This window comes from Microbacterium sp. A93 (assembly GCF_051842835.1).
The window spans coordinates 209,398-224,891 of sequence record NZ_JBPXMT010000005.1 but is presented as its reverse complement, the minus strand read 5'-3'; the positions used below and the strand labels follow the sequence as shown (position 1 = coordinate 224,891).

At 63.0% G+C, this 15,494-nt stretch carries 16 protein-coding genes; 8 read left to right on the top strand and 8 right to left on the bottom strand.

Annotated features, from left to right (window positions below; all coding sequences use genetic code 11):
- The first annotated feature begins 27 nt into the window (after window positions 1-27).
- Both ACSU1G_RS14500 and ACSU1G_RS14495 read left to right on the top strand, forming a co-directional pair.
- Complete coding sequence (locus tag ACSU1G_RS14500; RefSeq protein ID WP_439280663.1) at window positions 28-807, top strand: 3-oxoacyl-ACP reductase; 780 nt, start codon at window positions 28-30, stop codon at window positions 805-807.
- 37 nt (window positions 808-844) lie between these two features.
- Complete coding sequence (locus ACSU1G_RS14495) at window positions 845-1,573, top strand: FadR/GntR family transcriptional regulator (protein ID WP_439280662.1); 729 nt, start codon at window positions 845-847, stop codon at window positions 1,571-1,573.
- Window positions 1,574-1,687: 114 nt separating this feature from the next.
- On the opposite strand, the gene ACSU1G_RS14490 is transcribed toward ACSU1G_RS14495, so the two are convergent.
- The 4 genes from ACSU1G_RS14490 to ACSU1G_RS14475 are packed head-to-tail and all read right to left on the bottom strand — an operon-like array spanning window position 1,688 to window position 5,699.
- Window positions 1,688-2,848 (bottom strand): acyl-CoA dehydrogenase family protein, encoded by a 1,161-nt coding sequence (locus tag ACSU1G_RS14490; RefSeq protein WP_439280661.1) that lies wholly within the window; start codon window positions 2,846-2,848, stop codon window positions 1,688-1,690.
- On the bottom strand, window positions 2,845-3,603 hold the full coding sequence (locus ACSU1G_RS14485) for an alpha/beta fold hydrolase (RefSeq protein ID WP_439280660.1): 759 nt from the start codon (window positions 3,601-3,603) through the stop codon (window positions 2,845-2,847). Before ACSU1G_RS14485 ends, ACSU1G_RS14490 begins: the two co-directional genes overlap by 4 nt.
- A gap of 33 nt (window positions 3,604-3,636) precedes the next feature.
- On the bottom strand, window positions 3,637-4,536 hold the full coding sequence (locus ACSU1G_RS14480) for a sugar kinase (RefSeq protein ID WP_439280659.1): 900 nt from the start codon (window positions 4,534-4,536) through the stop codon (window positions 3,637-3,639).
- Window positions 4,533-5,699, bottom strand: coding sequence for an MFS transporter (locus ACSU1G_RS14475; protein WP_439280658.1), 1,167 nt, complete (start codon window positions 5,697-5,699; stop codon window positions 4,533-4,535). Before ACSU1G_RS14475 ends, ACSU1G_RS14480 begins: the two co-directional genes overlap by 4 nt.
- A 410-nt stretch (window positions 5,700-6,109) precedes the next feature.
- Here ACSU1G_RS14475 and nrdH point away from each other — a divergent pair, with 410 nt between their 5' ends.
- The 5 genes from nrdH to ACSU1G_RS14450 all read left to right on the top strand — a co-directional run bounded on the left by nrdH (window position 6,110) and on the right by ACSU1G_RS14450 (window position 11,014).
- A complete protein-coding gene (nrdH, locus tag ACSU1G_RS14470) occupies window positions 6,110-6,343 on the top strand; it encodes a glutaredoxin-like protein NrdH (RefSeq protein ID WP_439280657.1) in 234 nt (77 codons plus the stop codon).
- Between the two features lie 9 nt (window positions 6,344-6,352).
- A complete protein-coding gene (nrdI, locus tag ACSU1G_RS14465) occupies window positions 6,353-6,814 on the top strand; it encodes a class Ib ribonucleoside-diphosphate reductase assembly flavoprotein NrdI (RefSeq protein ID WP_439280656.1) in 462 nt (153 codons plus the stop codon).
- Complete coding sequence (gene nrdE, locus ACSU1G_RS14460; protein ID WP_439280655.1) at window positions 6,769-8,955, top strand: class 1b ribonucleoside-diphosphate reductase subunit alpha; 2,187 nt, start codon at window positions 6,769-6,771, stop codon at window positions 8,953-8,955. The genes nrdI and nrdE overlap by 46 nt, the downstream gene beginning before the upstream one ends.
- Window positions 8,956-8,995: 40 nt before the next feature.
- Complete coding sequence (nrdF, locus tag ACSU1G_RS14455) at window positions 8,996-9,976, top strand: class 1b ribonucleoside-diphosphate reductase subunit beta (RefSeq protein WP_439280654.1); 981 nt, start codon at window positions 8,996-8,998, stop codon at window positions 9,974-9,976.
- A gap of 267 nt (window positions 9,977-10,243) precedes the next feature.
- Entirely contained in the window at window positions 10,244-11,014 is a 771-nt protein-coding gene (locus tag ACSU1G_RS14450; RefSeq protein WP_439280653.1) for an SDR family NAD(P)-dependent oxidoreductase, read from the top strand.
- A gap of 181 nt (window positions 11,015-11,195) precedes the next feature.
- On the opposite strand, the gene ACSU1G_RS14445 is transcribed toward ACSU1G_RS14450, so the two are convergent.
- From ACSU1G_RS14445 to ACSU1G_RS14435, 3 genes are read right to left on the bottom strand one after another with little or no spacing between them, the layout of a single operon-like run.
- Window positions 11,196-13,469, bottom strand: a complete 2,274-nt coding sequence (locus ACSU1G_RS14445) for a heavy metal translocating P-type ATPase (protein ID WP_439280652.1) — start codon at window positions 13,467-13,469, stop codon at window positions 11,196-11,198.
- 9 nt (window positions 13,470-13,478) lie between these two features.
- Window positions 13,479-13,736: a heavy-metal-associated domain-containing protein gene (locus ACSU1G_RS14440; RefSeq protein WP_439280651.1), complete on the bottom strand. Its 258-nt coding sequence runs from the start codon at window positions 13,734-13,736 to the stop codon at window positions 13,479-13,481.
- Between the two features lie 48 nt (window positions 13,737-13,784).
- Window positions 13,785-14,114 carry a metal-sensitive transcriptional regulator gene (locus tag ACSU1G_RS14435; RefSeq protein ID WP_439280650.1) on the bottom strand — a complete coding sequence of 110 codons (330 nt, stop codon included), beginning with the start codon at window positions 14,112-14,114 and terminating at the stop codon, window positions 13,785-13,787.
- A gap of 190 nt (window positions 14,115-14,304) precedes the next feature.
- Between ACSU1G_RS14435 and ACSU1G_RS14430 the strand changes: the two genes are divergently transcribed.
- Window positions 14,305-14,514 (top strand): hypothetical protein, encoded by a 210-nt coding sequence (locus ACSU1G_RS14430; protein ID WP_439280649.1) that lies wholly within the window; start codon window positions 14,305-14,307, stop codon window positions 14,512-14,514.
- On the opposite strand, the gene ACSU1G_RS14425 is transcribed toward ACSU1G_RS14430, so the two are convergent.
- Entirely contained in the window at window positions 14,515-15,423 is a 909-nt protein-coding gene (locus ACSU1G_RS14425; protein ID WP_439280648.1) for a LysR family transcriptional regulator, read from the bottom strand.
- Between the last annotated feature and the right edge of the window lie 71 nt (window positions 15,424-15,494).

Here is a 15,494-nt window from a genome sequence, read left to right as displayed (position 1 = left end):
CCACCACCTGTACTGAAGGAAATGCACATGATCATCGATCTGACCCAGCGTCTCAAGGACCGCGTTGCGATCATCACCGGCGGCGCGAGCGGCATTGGCTTCGCGACCGCACGCCGCTTCGCCGCCGAGGGCGCATTCGTCGTCATCGCCGATATGGACCCCATCGCCGGCGAGGCCGCTGCCAGCGAAGTAGGCGGTGTCTTTCGTCCAGTGAACGTGGCCGACGAAGCCATGGTGAACACGCTGTTCGACGGCGTCGCCGAGGAGTTCGGCCGTATCGATATCGCATTCAACAATGCCGGTATCTCACCGGCATCCGACGACTCGATCGAGACCACCGAACTGCCGGCCTGGGACCTCGTGCAGGACGTCAACCTGAAGAGCGTCTACCTGTGCAGCCGCGCAGCCCTTCGCCACATGGTTCCAGCCGGACGCGGGTCGATCATCAACACGGCATCCTTCGTCGCGCTGCTCGGATCCGCCACCTCGCAGATCAGTTACACCGCGTCGAAGGGGGGAGTGCTGGCGATGTCGCGTGAGCTCGGCGTGCAGTTCGCCCGTCAGGGCATCCGCGTGAACGCGCTGTGCCCAGGACCGGTCAATACGCCGCTGCTGCAGGAGCTGTTCGCGAAGGACCCTGAGCGCGCGCAGCGCCGCCTCGTGCACGTGCCGATGGGGCGGTTCGCCGAGCCGGAGGAGCTGGCGGCGGCCGTCGCCTTCCTCGCTTCGGATGACGCGTCGTTCATCACCGGCAGCGCCTTCGTCGTCGACGGTGGCATCACGAACGCGTACGTCACGCCGCTGTGAATGCCGGCTGTGACGTCGGCTTTGAGAGAATGAGACCATGAGCGAGAACCCACGCGAGCGCGACCTCATTGAGGTTCGCAAGGCCGTTTTTCGGCCGCTCCGGCGGGGGAACGCGTTGGAGGACACGGTTGCACGGCTCGTGCAGACGGTGCGTCTCGGAGTGGTCGCCCCCGGAGATTCGTTGCCGCCGGAGCGGGAGCTCGCCGCGTCCTACGGGGTGAGCCGCGACACCGTGCGCGAAGCGATCCGCGAGCTCGCCGATGCGGGCTACCTCGAGCCTCGGCGCGGCAGGTACGGCGGCACCTTCGTCGCCGACCCGCTGCCGATGCCCGCTGATTCCGGACACACGGACCCCGCGGAGCTCGATGACGTGTTGGGGTTGAGGTTCGTGCTGGAGAGCGGCTCAGCCCGGGCCGCAGCCGGGCGCACACTCGACGCCGGCACGAGAGCTCGGCTGTGGGCACGACATGAGGCGGCGCTGCCGGCAGGACCCGAGGAATACCGTCGTTTGGACACGCTGCTACACCTGGAGATCGCCGAGGCCACCGGCATTCCGTCGCTCGTGGCGCTCGTCGCCGAGAATCGGGCGCGGATCAACGCCTGGCTCGACACTTTCCCGTTGCTTCCGCGCAATATCGAGCACTCCGGTGAGCAGCATGATCGGATCATCACGGCCATCCTGATGGGACAGCCGGACGCCGCGGAAGACGCGATGCGCGACCACCTCGCCGGATCCGAGGCGCTGCTGCGGGGTTTCCTGGCCTGAGGGGCGCCCTTCGCGGCTCGGCGTGGCACGGATGCAGGGCGATCGGACGCCTGCAGGGCGAAATCACGGTGTTTCGCCTTGCATCCGTGCTTTGGTACTGCAAGTGTGCAAGGTTCAGGGCGTTTCGAGCGGCCCGAGCACTGCGCTCGCCGCGGTGGAGTGCGCCGATTCCGGATCAGACGGGTGAAACATCCCCGCGATCACGTCGCGGTAGAGGCGAGAGAGCTCGTTCGAGGAGAAGTACGCGCTGCCGCCCGCGGTGAGGATCGCCTGATCCACCACATGCTTGGCCATCACCACAGCGCGGTGCTTCGTGCCGGAAAGCAGCGTGAACCAGCGTGCACCGTGATCACCCTGCTCATCGACGTCTCGGGCGAGGGAAGCGATCTGCGGAGGCAACGCGTCGTATGCGAGGCTCATGTCGCCGATGCGCCAGCGGATGTCCGGGTCCTGGCTGTACGCCAGTCCGGTCTTCTTGGAGCGTCTCTTCTGGACGGCCTCGGCTGCGAGGTCAAGCGCCCGGCGAGCGATGCCGGTGTACACCGAGGCGAGCAGCAACTCGAACACGCTGAAGATTCCGAAGATGATCGGGTCAGCGCTGGGGCCGGGTGCGATGCGGCGCACGACGTGCTCTGCTGCGGCGACCGCACCGTCGAGACGGGTGGTCCGGCTCTGCGTCGCCCGCATGCCGAGAGTGTCCCAATCGTCGCTGGTCGTCACCGCGTCCGTGCGGTCGATGAACGCGAACACGAGCTTCGGAGCATCCGCATCGGTGGTATCGAGACCATGCAGGCCGAGTTTGTCCCACACCGGGGCGAGTGAGGTGAAGATCTTCGTGCCGGTAAAGGAATAGGAGCCGTCGTCGTGAGGCGTGGCTGAGGTGTCGCTTCCGAACAGCACGAGGTCATTGCCGCCCTCGCTGATTCCGAAGGCGAAGACCTCGCCGCGCGCGGCGCCGTCCTGCACGAACTCCATCCCCGCGACGCCGCGGTCGCTGAAGACCTTGGCGACACCGGTCCAGACCAGGTGCATGTTGATCGCGAGCGCCGTGGCGGGAGATGCGGTTGCCAGTCGCTGTTGCAGAATCGCTGCCTGCTCCAAGCCGAGTCCGGCACCGCCGCGTTCGGTGGGCACAAGGATCTTCAGGTATCCGGCATCCCGAAGCTCGTCGAGATCCTGTTCCGGAAAGGTGTTCTCCCGGTCGTGGATCGGCGCCCGGTCGCGGATGCGCTCGAGCAGATCGTCCGGCAGAAAGGTGGTGGGATCGAATGTCATGCGAGTGCCTCCAGAAGTTGACGGATGGTCTCATCCGGCTTGTCTCGGTGCGGGGAGTGCCCGGCGCCGGCGACGACGGACATCGAAATGTTCGCGTTCGACGCCAGCACACTCTCGGCGGTGTGGCCGGTGAACAGGCTGTAGACCTTCGGATCCGCGCCGATGATGTGCGTGGGGATCGACAGTCGCGCGGCATCCGCTCGCACATCCCACGGCTGGTTCTGGGCGCTGGTCTGCTCCACAGCCCAGCCGCTCGCGCGCGTGACGGCATCGACTTTCAGCTCATTGTCCTGCGGGTGCCAGTGCGGATGCTCTTGCTGCACGGCATCGATGCGATTGTCCGCGAACGCGCGCTCCTGACTGCGCCGGATGATCGAGGCGTCGCGGTCCTTGACGAGGATGGCCGGGTCGATCAGAATCAGCCGGTCGGTCCAGGAGGACGCGGATGCCGCGGCCATAGTGCTCGCCGCACCACCGAGTGAGTGTCCGATGACGGCATCCCAGGCGCCCCTTCGAGTCGGGCCGATCGCTGCGAGGTCACCGGCATACGCGCCGATCGTGTAGTCCAGTGTTCGTGGTGCTTCACCGTGACCGCGCAGATCGACGGCTACCGCGTGCCATCCGGCGTGCGCGAGCGCATCGCCGAGACGCCACATGAGAGCCCCAGAGGATCCGAGCCCGTGCACGAGGAGAGCAGTTCTGGGCGAGTCGGGTGCGCCCCAGGAGAGATGAGGCAGCTGAACAGGTGCGGGCATAGGACCAGCCTACGAGCGTCAGAGCCAGCGTGCTCAGTCGATGGGTGGCATGTCCGCGGCGATCGTGAGCACGCGCTCCGCCGAGACGTGCCCCGCCTGCAGTCGCTCTGCCATCGGCAGGCCATCCAGCGTGGCGGCGAGGAAGCCCGCAGCGAATGCGTCGCCGGCGCCGACCGGTTCGACGACGTCCACGACGGGGGCAGCCACGAACACCGGATCGACGTCACCGTCGAATGCGGTGGCGCCGATGTCGCCGTCCTTCACGACCAGCAGTGCGCAGTCCGGCAGGAATGCGCGGATCTCCTCTGCGGTGGCCGTGCCCCAGATCCGCTCCGCCTCGTCACGGCCGACGAAGGCGATGTCGGCGGCATTCGCGAGGCGAGCGAGCGTGGCCGCAGCATCCGCCAGCGACCACAGTGCACGGCGATCATTCACATCGAACGAGACCAGCGCACCGGCGGCGCGTGCATCAATGAAGAGTTGATCGACCATCTGGCGGCAGGTGGCGGAGAGGGCGGGAGTGATGCCGGTGGTGTGCACGATCCTGACCCCCGCAATGCGCTCCGCGGAGAGGTACCCGGCATCCATGCGGGATGCCGCGGAGCCGCGGCGGTAGTAGTGCACGGCAGAACCCTCAGCTCCCGGGTCCTTGAACATGACGCCAGTCGGTGCCTCCTGATCGAGCTCGACCCAGAGTTCCACGCCGCGTCGTTCCAGTTCCGAGGAGATGCGCACACCGAGAGGATCATTGCCCAGACGCGAAGCCCACGCCGCGCACCGGCCGGCAGCGGCGAGCCCCGCAGCGACGTTCGACTCAGCGCCGGCGAGTCCCAGCGATGCCGTGCGTGCCTGGGAGAGCGCAGCATCCGTAGGCGTCACGAGCGCCATCGTCTCGCCGATGCAGACGATCTCGGGTATGGAAGAAGAGTTCATGAAGGGGTAACCGCCACGGGTTCAGTGTCAGGGAAAGGGCTGGGGTCTCGATGGCGCAGGTCGGGGAGTGCCCGAACAAAAACCACGGCGACGATGACACCGACGATAGCGAACAGTACGGCTGCCAGGTACGCGCCCTGCGGTCCGCCGGTGCCGTCGACGAGGAATCCTGCGATGGCGGAGCCGGATGCGGCGCCCATGAGCTGGCCGGTGCTGGCCCAGCCGAAGGCTTCTGCCGTCTCGCTGAACTTCACGCTGGCCGTGGTGATGGCGAACATCACGGCGAGAGCAGGGGCGATGCCGAGACCCGCGAGGAACAGCGCGCCGCCCAGCCAAAAAGCGTTGAGCATCACCATGGTCAAGGCAAGGCCCACCGTCACGAGGATCAGGCGCCGTGCCATCGCCCATGGCCCGATCGGGATGTGCCCGAATGACAGTCCGCCGACGAGGCTTCCGGCGGCGAAGACCGCCAGTACGACGCCGGCCTTGAGGCTGCCGTGCTCGAAGGTGGCGACCACACCGACCTCTACGGCAGAACAGGCGCCGATCACGAGGAACCCGATGACAGTCGCCAGCGCCACAGGTGGTCTCATCAGCACGCGGCCGAAGGCGCGACGGCTGCGGGGGATACGCACACGACCGACTTCGGGAGAGGTGATGAACCAGCTGCATCCCAGCACCAGGATGATCGCGACCAGCATCAGCCCCTCGGTGGTGCCGATCTGAGTGGACACCAGAGTGATGACGACGGGGGCGAGGATCCAGATGATCTCCTGCAGGGACGCGTCCAGCGAGAACAGCGGTGTCAGCTGCGATGAATTGACCAGCTTGGGATAGATCGTGCGCACCGCCGACTGAACCGGCGGAGTCGACAGCCCGACCATGAGGCCGAAGGCCATATAGCCGGCCAAGTTGAGGGGGAGCAGGCCCAGCGCAAGTACGGCGAGCGTGCAGACGGTGGCGGTGAGAGTGAGTACTCGACGCATGCCCCACACGCCCATCCAGCGGCTCGTGACAGGGCCGGACACTGCTTGGCCTACCGAAGTCGCCGCAAGCACGAGGCCGGCGGCGCCATACGAGCCGGTCTGCTGCTCGACATGCAGCAGGATCGCCAGCGATGCCATGCCGCTGGGGAAACGCGCCGTCAGCTGAGCTGCGATCATGCGCCCCACTCCAGGGGTGCGAAGAAGGTCTCGATATCCCGCCACAAGGCAACGTTACTGGGCATCGGCAGCGGAACCCGGGTGGGTGTGATGGAGACACGCCGCGACACGCCGGAGGGGCTTGTCCACAGGAAATTGGATGTCGGAACCCCCGCGTAGCGTGCGACCTGTGGATAGATTTCTGAACGGCTTTGGAGAACCGCGAGATCATGCGCTTCGCGGGGTCTGAAACTCTTTCCGCGGCTGTGGATGAAATGGTGGACAACCTGTGTTGTACCAGTGGAGAGCGGTGGAAAACTACAGGGATGTAACTACTAGCCCTTGTGGTCAGTCTCAATGTCCGTACCTATATGTAGTATTGAAGTCCCGGTGGGGGGTCTGCCGGAAAATCTAGATTTGAGGGGAAAAAGATGTCGATTACGGTCTACACGAAGCCTTCCTGTGTTCAGTGCAACGCGACCTATCGCGCGCTGGATGCACAGGGCATCGAGTACGAAATTCACGACCTCTCTGAAGACGCTGCGGCGCTCGAGCGGGTCAAGGCGCTCGGCTACATGCAGGCGCCCGTCGTCGTCACTGACGAGGACCACTGGTCGGGCTTCCGTCCCGACAAGATCAACGAACTCGCTTCTCGCTTGGCATAAGGATTCGTCATGAGCGCCGTTGCGACTGCCGCGCCGCTCCTGGTCTATTTCTCCAGCATCTCGGGTAACACGGCCAGGTTCGTCGACAAGCTCGGTCTGCCTGCGCAACGCATCCCGTTGCACCGCAATGAAGAGCCTCTTCTCATCGATGAACCCTTCGTGCTTGTCACGCCAACGTATGGCGGAGGGCAGGGGCGTGATGAGGAGAAGGGTGCTGTACCCAAACAGGTGATTCGGTTCCTCAATGAAGAGCGAAACCGGCGTCATATTCGCGGAGTGATCTCCGCAGGAAATACCAACTTCGGTGAGTCGTTCTGTCTCGCCGGAGAGATCATCAGCCGCAAGTGTGATGTGCCGCACTTGTATCGGCTTGAAGTATTCGGCACGCAAGACGATGTTGATCGCGTGAGCGACGGATTGGAACGATGGTGGGTATCGCAGTTGAAGAGCATGCAGGGCATGACACCGTGACCGAGCGGGTGGCGTTCAAGGCCAACCCCGCGTACGAGGGACTCGACTATCACTCGCTCAACGCGATGCTGAACCTTTACGACGCGGACGGCAAGATCCAGTTCGGTGCCGATAAGCGTGCTGCGCAGGAGTACTTCCTGCAGCACGTGAACCAGAACACGGTGTTCTTCCACTCCCTCAAAGAGCGCCTGGACTACCTGGTCGAGAAGGAGTACTACGAGGGTGCTCTCATCGAGAAGTACTCGATGGAGTTCATCCAGAAGCTCAACGACCTCGCCTACTCGAAGAAGTTCCGCTTCGAGACCTTCCTCGGCGCGTTCAAGTACTACACGAGCTACACGCTGAAGACCTTCGATGGCAAGCGCTACCTCGAGCGCTTCGAAGACCGCGTCGTGATGACTGCTCTGGGTCTCGCTGACGGTGAGGAGCAGGTCGCGATCGATCTGGTCGAGGAGATCATCTCCGGCCGGTTCCAGCCCGCGACGCCCACCTTCCTCAACTCGGGCAAGGCGCAGCGCGGCGAACTCGTCAGCTGCTTCCTGCTGCGTATCGAAGACAACATGGAGTCGATCTCCCGCGGGATCAACTCCTCGCTGCAGCTGTCCAAGCGTGGCGGTGGCGTGGCGCTGCTGCTGTCGAACATTCGTGAGTCCGGTGCGCCGATCAAGCAGATCGAGAACCAGTCCAGCGGCATCATCCCCGTCATGAAGCTTCTCGAAGACAGCTTCAGCTACGCCAACCAGCTTGGTGCCCGCCAGGGTGCAGGTGCGGTCTACCTGAACGCACACCACCCCGACATCATGCGCTTCCTTGACACCAAGCGTGAGAACGCTGACGAGAAGATCCGCATCAAGACGTTGTCGCTGGGCGTCGTCGTTCCCGACATCACGTTCGAGCTCGCCAAGAATGGCGAAGACATGTACCTGTTCTCGCCGTATGACGTCGAGAAGGTCTACGGAGTGCCCTTCGGTGACATCTCGGTCACCGAGAAGTACCGCGAGATGGTTGATGACCCTCGCATCAAGAAGACGAAGATCAATGCGCGTGAGTTCTTCCAGACCATCGCTGAGATCCAGTTCGAGTCCGGCTACCCGTACATCATGTTCGAGGACACGGTCAACAAGGCGAACCCGATCAAGGGCCGCATCAACATGTCGAACCTCTGCAGCGAGATCCTGCAGGTGAACACGCCGACCACGTACAACGAGGACCTCTCGTACGACCAGATCGGCAAGGACATCTCGTGCAACCTCGGCTCGATGAACATCGCGCTGGCGATGGATGCCGGTGACCTGGGTAAGACGGTAGAGACGGCGATCCGGGGGCTCACCGCAGTCAGCAACCAGAGCCACATCGCCTCGGTGCGCTCCATCGAGGTGGGCAACGACCGCTCGCACGCCATCGGCCTCGGCCAGATGAACCTGCACGGATACCTGGCTCGTGAGCACGTGCACTACGGCTCTGAGGTCGGCATCGACTTCACGAACATCTACTTCTACACGGTGCTGTTCCACGCGTTGCGTGCATCGAACATGCTGTCCATCGAGCGTGGCGTGTCCTTCGACGGGTTCGAGGACTCCACCTACGCGTCGGGTGAATTCTTCGACAAGTACATCGAGCGCACCTGGGAGCCCGAGACCGAAAAGGTCAAGGAGCTTTTCGCTGGAATGCACATCCCCACCCAGGCTGACTGGGCAGGGCTCAAGGACAGCATCCAGAAGCATGGCATCTACAACCAGAACCTGCAGGCGGTGCCGCCGACCGGCTCGATCTCGTACATCAACAACTCCACGAGCTCGATCCACCCGATCGCGTCGAAGGTTGAGATCCGCAAGGAAGGCAAGCTCGGCCGCGTCTACTACCCGGCGCCGTTCATGACGAACGACAACCTCGAGTACTACGAGGACGCGTATGAGATCGGCTACGAGAAGGTCATCGACACGTACGCTGCGGCCACGCAGCACGTTGACCAGGGCCTCTCGCTGACGCTGTTCTTCAAGGACACCGCCACCACGCGTGACATCAACCGGGCCCAGATCTACGCATGGCGCAAGGGCATCAAGACGATCTACTACATCCGCCTCCGCCAGATGGCACTCGAGGGGACCGACATGGCCGAATGCGTCAGCTGCATGCTTTAATGCCCGCTGATCAGGGATTTTTGTAAAAGAGAGAAGCAGGATGACTCCCGTACCGAAGCTCAAGCTGGTCGACCACGTACAGGCGATCAACTGGAACCGCATCGAAGACGACAAGGACCTCGAGGTCTGGAACCGTCTGGTGAATAACTTCTGGCTGCCCGAGAAGGTGCCGCTGTCGAACGACATCCAGTCGTGGAACACGTTGACGCCGGAAGAGCAGCTCATGACGATGCGGGTCTTCACCGGTCTCACGTTGCTCGACACGATCCAGGGCACCGTTGGTGCGGTGTCACTGATCCCTGACGCGATCACTCAGCATGAGGAAGCGGTGTACACCAACATCGCGTTCATGGAGTCGGTTCACGCGAAGAGCTACTCGTCGATCTTCTCGACGCTGTGCTCGACCAAAGAGATCGATGAGGCCTTCCGGTGGTCCTCCGAGAACGTGAACCTTCAGAAGAAGGCTCAGATCATCATGAACTACTACACCGGTGATGACCCGCTCAAGCGCAAGATCGCCTCGACGCTGCTGGAGTCGTTCCTGTTCTACTCGGGCTTCTACCTGCCGATCTACTGGTCGTCCAAGGCGAAGCTGACGAACACGGCTGACCTGATCCGCCTCATCATCCGTGACGAGGCTGTGCACGGTTACTACATCGGCTACAAGTTCCAGAAGGGTCTCGAGAAGGAGACCCAGGAGCGCCGTGATGAGCTGAAGGAGTACACCTTCAACCTCATGTATGAGCTCTATGACAACGAGGTGCAGTACACGCAGGACCTCTACGACGGCGTCGGCCTCACCGAAGACGTCAAGAAGTTCCTGCACTACAACGCCAACAAGGCGCTGATGAACCTCGGCTACGAGGCGATGTTCCCCTCCACGCTGACGAACGTGAACCCGGCAATTCTGTCGGCGCTTTCACCCAACGGCGATGAGAACCACGACTTCTTCTCGGGGTCTGGCTCGTCGTACGTCATCGGCAAGGCCGAAGCGACAGAGGACGACGACTGGGACTTCTAAGAGCTTCTCTTTGAGTCCCGGCTGAAAGCCTGGTCAGAGGCCCGGATCTGCGAAATCTCGCGGGTTCGGGCCTTTTCGTGCCCTCTTCGATACGACAGAGGAGCCACCCGAAATTTGGGGTTAGTGCACGATTACCGCCAGGAGCGTCTCGAGGCCGATGCTTCCGAGGTCGAGCGCCCGGGGTCTCTCACATGTGTACGAGAATAGGTGGTGGCGGTCGAGGCCACACCCGACTCTCGACCATTTCGACAAGCAAGAGAGGTCAACATGACATTCCCGGTTCTCCAAGACAAGGTCATCATCGTCACTGGCAGCGCTCAGGGCATGGGGGCTGCTACCGCGCGCTTGGCGGCGGCTGCCGGCGCGAAGGTGGTCGTTGCCGATTTCAATGAAGCCGGTGGTCAAGCCGTGGTCGACAGCATCAAGGCCGAAGGTGGCGAGGCCACGTTCGTGATGACGGATGTATCCGACCCCGCATCCGTCGAAAACATGGTGAAGAAGACCGTCGAAGCGTATGGACGCCTCGACGGCGCTGTCAACAACGCGGCGCTCAAGCCCGACACCTCGCCGCTCTCAGAATTGGATGACAGCTACTTCGACCGTCTCATCGGAGTCGATCTCAAGGGCGTGGCGCTATGCCTCAAGTTCGAGTTGCGGCAGCTCATCGAGCAAGCACAAGGTGGATCGATCGTGAATATCTCCTCGACTAACGCGTTCCGCCCGCAATACAACCAGGGTGTCTACACGGCGGCCAAGCACGGCGTCGTCGGCCTCACCAAAAGCGCTGCGCTCGAGAACGGTTCACACAACATCCGGGTCAATTCAGTCGCGCCCGGCGCGATCGAGACTCCAATGCTCTTCGAGTCGATGGCAGACAACAACCTCAAGGCTGAAGACGTCGCGCCAACTCTGTCGGTGCTCAACCGCTTCGGAAAGCCCGAGGAAGTCGCCGAAGGTAGCGTCTGGCTGCTCTCCGATAACTCAAGCTATGTGACCGGCTCAGTGCTGCACATCGACGGTGGCTACACCGGCCGCTAGTTTGAATTGAACCGTTCAAATCCCGGTGCGTCGTACCCCGATGTCCTGTGGAACGTTCCCGTTGCGGGACTCATCGAAGTCCTGCAACGGGAGTAGCGAGCGGCGGTTGTCAGCGGATAGTTTCGGGCTGTCGTTGAATGGTGCGTTATATCGCGGGCGACGTTGAAAAGCTCGGCGAGTTCTACCGGCGCTTGCCGAAGCTGCGCAGCCGCAGCGAGTTCGCCACGACCAGTACCGAGCTGGCAGCCATCGCGGCGCCGGCGATCATCGGGTTCAGGAATCCGAGGGCCGCGATCGGGATGCCGATCGTGTTGTAGAGGAACGCCCAGAACAGGTTCACCTTGATCGTGCCCAGAGTCTTGCGGGAGAGCTCGATCGACTGAGCGACCTGGGCCAAAACGTTGCCCATGATGGTGATGTCCGCCGCCTCGATCGCTACGTCCGTGCCAGAGCCCATCGCCACACCCAGGTCTGCCTGAGCGAGCGCCGGAGCGTCGTTCAGTCCGTCGCCGACCATGGCGACAACGTGACCGCTGGCCTGCAGGTCGCGAACGGTCTGCGCCTTACCATCGGGGAAGACGTCAGCAAAGACATCCTCCGGGGCGATGCCGACCTTCGCAGCAACCTGCTGGGCCACCGCGGCGTTGTCGCCGGTAAGCAGGATGGGGCGCAGCCCAAGGCTCTTGAGAGTCGCGATTGCAGCAGCGGACGACGCCTTGACGGTATCGGTCAGGTTGACCAGCCCCGCAAAATGTCCATCGATGGCGACCATGATCGAGGTTGCACCGTTGAGCTGTGCGACGGTCAAATCGGAGAGATGCGTCTGGGTCAGAGCGACCCCGTTCTCCTTCAGCCAGCTCATACGGCCGACGACAACGGTGTGGGTGCCGACAGTGGCGAGGACGCCGCCGCCGGGGGCGGAGGTGAACGAGGCGGCCTCACCGAGCGGCGCTTCGGCCCTCGCTGCATGGACGATCGCCTGAGCGATCGGGTGTTCAGAGCCGGACTCGGCTGCACCAGCCAGGGCCAGCAGCTCAGCCTGGCTGACTCCCTCGGTCGGGGTGACCGAGGTCACGGCGAGGTTGCCCTCCGTGATGGTCCCGGTCTTGTCCAGCAACACGGTGTCGATCTTGCGGGTGTCTTCCAGCACCTGCGGGCCGCGGATCAGGATGCCCAGCTGCGCACCGCGCCCGGTGCCCACCAGTAGCCCGATCGGGGTAGCCAAGCCCAGTGCGCACGGGCAGGCGATCACCAGCACCGCGACGGATGCGGTGAAAGCCGCGTTCACATCGTTGGTGAACAGCATCCACAGCACGAACGTGACCACGGCGATAGCCAGCACGATCGGCACGAAGACCGCGGAAATACGATCCGCGAGCCGGGCGATGGGGGCCTTGCCGGTCTGCGCCTCGGAGACCATCCGGCCCATCTGCGCGAGCGTCGTGTCTTTGCCTACACGGGTCGCCCGCACCAGCAGCCGGCCGGACGTGTTGATGGTCGCGCCGATGACCGTGTCATCCGGCCCTACCTCGACGGGAACCGACTCGCCAGTGACCAGAGCGGTGTCCACAGCAGAGTGGCCGGAAACGACGAAGCCGTCGGTCGCGATCTTCTCGCCGGGGCGGGTGACGAATTCATCACCGGGAACCAGCTCGGATGCCGGAATCTTCACTTCGATGCCATCACGCAGCACAACAGCTTCCTTGGCACCCAGATCGAGCAAAGTCTTCAGCGCATCGCCGGCGCGGGACTTGGCACGCGCCTCAAGGTAGCGGCCGAGCAGCAGGAAGGTCGCCACGACGCCTGCGGTTTCGAAGTAGAGCGCATGGTCACTCATTGCCATGTCGATGTGGGCAGTGACATTGGGATCCTTGATCAACTGCCAGAGCGAGAAGAAGTAGGCGGCCAGCACACCGATCGACACCAGGGTGTCCATCGTGGATGCGAGGTGACGGGCATTGATCGCTGCGGCGCGGTGGAACGGCCACGCAGACCAGAACGTCACCGGAGTGGCGAGCACCAGTGCGACCCAGCCCCAGTGCGGGAACTGAGCTCCGGGAATCATGGAAATCACGAACAGCGGCACGGTGAAGATCACCGCCACGATCAGACGGATCTTCAAGTCGTTGCCACCGTGCGCGGTCGTGTGGTCAGTGCGCGACGCACTCTGGGAGGAGTCGACCTCGGCAGTCGTCTCAACCGCGGCAGCGTACTTATCGACCTTCACATTGGCCTGATAGCCAGCGGACTCGACGGTGGAGATGAGCTGCTCATCTGTCACGTCTTCGGACACCGTGATGCGCGCTGACTCCAGCGGCAGGTTCACTAGGGCTTCGACTCCCTCGATCTTGCCGAGTTTGCGTTCGACCCTGCTCACACACGATGCGCAGGTCATGCCCTGGATGTCCAGTTCGACGACGCGCGGATTGCCGGGGGCCGTGATCTCGTTGCTCATGATTCTGTTTTAGGCGTTTACAGAGACCAGCGTGTAGCCGGCCTCGATGACCGCGGCTTCGAGAACTGAGTTCTCCACAGTGGCGGTGGTGGTGATCGTTGCGGTGGACGTGCCGCCCGCGGTGAGGGTGACCTCGACATTGCTGATGCCGGGGACGGCTGTGAGTTCCTCTGTCACGGAGGACACACAGTGGCCGCAGGTCATGCCGTCGATCTTCAGGGTGATGTCGTTCTGGTTCATGGCTTCGCGTCCTGATTCATTGCTCATGGGATCTCCTCTGGTGGGTTCTTTGGGGATGAAGAAGGTGACGGGCCGTTAGCGCAGCAGTCGGCCGATGGCAGTGGTCACCTCGGCGACCTTCTCCGCCACGAACGACTGATCACCGGTATTGGCCGATTGGGCCGCAGCATCGACGACGCAGTGCGAGACGTGGTCTTCGATGAGACCGAGGCTGACCTTGTGCAGGGCTGCGTTGATGGCAGAGATCTGGGTGAGGATGTCGATGCAGTATTTTTCGTCGTCAACCATGCGGGTCACGCCACGCACCTGCCCCTCGATGCGACCCAGGCGCTTCAGCAGGGCATCTTTGTTCGCGGTGTACGCGTGATTGACGTGCTCATCGGTGGGTGCTGCGACGATCTCCATGACTCGAGAGTACCCCCGGGGGGTATGCGTGTCAACTACCCCCTGGGGGTATCCGTGCGATCACGGAAGGCAACCGTCGGCGTCTGGATAGCGCCTTCGGCAGGGCGGATGCTGAGGCATCCGTCCCGAAAGCCATTTCCGCGTCGGCATCCGGGTATCCTGGATAGGGCATTCACTACAGGAGGCACCCGTGATTCTCAGCTTCATCATCTTCTTGGTCCTTTTCATCGGCGGGATCGTGCTGATGGGCATCTCGCACGGCCTGCCCGACTTTCAGGCGCTCGTGTTCTGCGCTGGCCTGCTCTTGTTCACCCTGGCGATGGCGTGGATCATGCGCGGCGGCCGCAGTGGCGCAACGCGTCGTTCGAACAACTGGGATGGTGGCCCCGCAGCCAACTGATCAGCGGCGTGACGCCTGCGGATATAGCTCGGCGACGAAGTCGCTGAGCTCCTCCAGGCACTGCTCGATCCGTGCGTGTGCGAAGTGTTTGTCGTCCCATACTCCATAGAGAGTGATGACGAGGTCGCCGTCCGGAGCAGTAATCGGCACCGTGCGCAAGCCATAGCGGGAGTCATCCGACAGCACGCAGATTCCGCGGCCCGCCGCAGCGAGTGCCAGTGCGAGCGATGACGACTCGGTTTCCGTGGCGGGTGTGTACGAGAGTCCTGCCCGCGACACCGCGTTGTCAAACATCTGGCGCACGCCGTGGGCGCGGCTCATCACGATCAGCGGCTCCTCTACCAAGCGTGTGAGACGGATGCCGGGGCTGTCAGCGAGCGGGTGTTCAGGATGTACCTGGGCCCACAGATACGCGTGACCGATCACCCGCGAGCGGAACTCCGCCGGAGGGATGCGCGTGCCGACCGCGAAGTCGGCGTCGCCTCGCGCGAAGACGCTGTACACATGCTCCGGGAGTGCCTCGACGGCGTTGCTGATCGGACCGTCGGCACCCTGTGCGACGACGAAGGGCGCCAGAATGTCGGTCACGGTCGTATTGGCGGATGCCACAGTCAAAGCATCGCCGGCACCCAGAGCGATTGATCGCGCGGTCGAGGTGGCCCGCGCGGAGCGGGTGAGTAGATCCTTGGCGACGGGGAGGAAGGCGCGACCCGCGGCGGTCAGCGTCACTCCGCGGGGTTCTCGGTCGAAGAGCGCGAATCCCAGATCCTGTTCCAGGCGACGGATCTGGCGACTCAGTGAAGGCTGAGCGACGCGTACCGCCTCGGCCGCGCCATGCACGGTCCCGTGTTCGGACACCGCGATGAAGTAACGCAGCAGGCGAAGGTCCATGCGATACCTCTCAAGCATCTAAGTACTGAAAAACAAGTATTGGTGAGTCTCGACCTCCTGTCCATAGACTGGCCGGAACCCGCCCCTTC

Bases quoted from the DNA above. Each gene is read 5' to 3' on its own strand.
- ACSU1G_RS14495 (WP_439280662.1), top strand. From the start codon at position 845: ATGAGCGAGAACCCACGCGAGCGCGACCTCATTGAGGTTCGCAAGGCC.
- ACSU1G_RS14450 (WP_439280653.1), top strand. From the start codon at position 10,244: ATGACATTCCCGGTTCTCCAAGACAAGGTCATCATCGTCACTGGCAGC.
- ACSU1G_RS14445 (WP_439280652.1), bottom strand. From the start codon at position 13,469: ATGAGCAACGAGATCACGGCCCCCGGCAATCCGCGCGTCGTCGAACTG.
- ACSU1G_RS14480 (WP_439280659.1), bottom strand. From the start codon at position 4,536: ATGAACTCTTCTTCCATACCCGAGATCGTCTGCATCGGCGAGACGATG.
- ACSU1G_RS14490 (WP_439280661.1), bottom strand. From the start codon at position 2,848: ATGACATTCGATCCCACCACCTTTCTGCCGGACGATCTGCTCGAGCGC.
- ACSU1G_RS14435 (WP_439280650.1), bottom strand. From the start codon at position 14,114: ATGGAGATCGTCGCAGCACCCACCGATGAGCACGTCAATCACGCGTAC.
- ACSU1G_RS14475 (WP_439280658.1), bottom strand. From the start codon at position 5,699: ATGATCGCAGCTCAGCTGACGGCGCGTTTCCCCAGCGGCATGGCATCG.
- nrdE (WP_439280655.1), top strand. From the start codon at position 6,769: ATGGTGGGTATCGCAGTTGAAGAGCATGCAGGGCATGACACCGTGACC.
- nrdH (WP_439280657.1), top strand. From the start codon at position 6,110: ATGTCGATTACGGTCTACACGAAGCCTTCCTGTGTTCAGTGCAACGCG.
- nrdI (WP_439280656.1), top strand. From the start codon at position 6,353: ATGAGCGCCGTTGCGACTGCCGCGCCGCTCCTGGTCTATTTCTCCAGC.
- ACSU1G_RS14500 (WP_439280663.1), top strand. From the start codon at position 28: ATGATCATCGATCTGACCCAGCGTCTCAAGGACCGCGTTGCGATCATC.
- ACSU1G_RS14440 (WP_439280651.1), bottom strand. From the start codon at position 13,736: ATGAGCAATGAATCAGGACGCGAAGCCATGAACCAGAACGACATCACC.
- nrdF (WP_439280654.1), top strand. From the start codon at position 8,996: ATGACTCCCGTACCGAAGCTCAAGCTGGTCGACCACGTACAGGCGATC.
- ACSU1G_RS14425 (WP_439280648.1), bottom strand. From the start codon at position 15,423: ATGCTTGAGAGGTATCGCATGGACCTTCGCCTGCTGCGTTACTTCATC.
- ACSU1G_RS14485 (WP_439280660.1), bottom strand. From the start codon at position 3,603: ATGCCCGCACCTGTTCAGCTGCCTCATCTCTCCTGGGGCGCACCCGAC.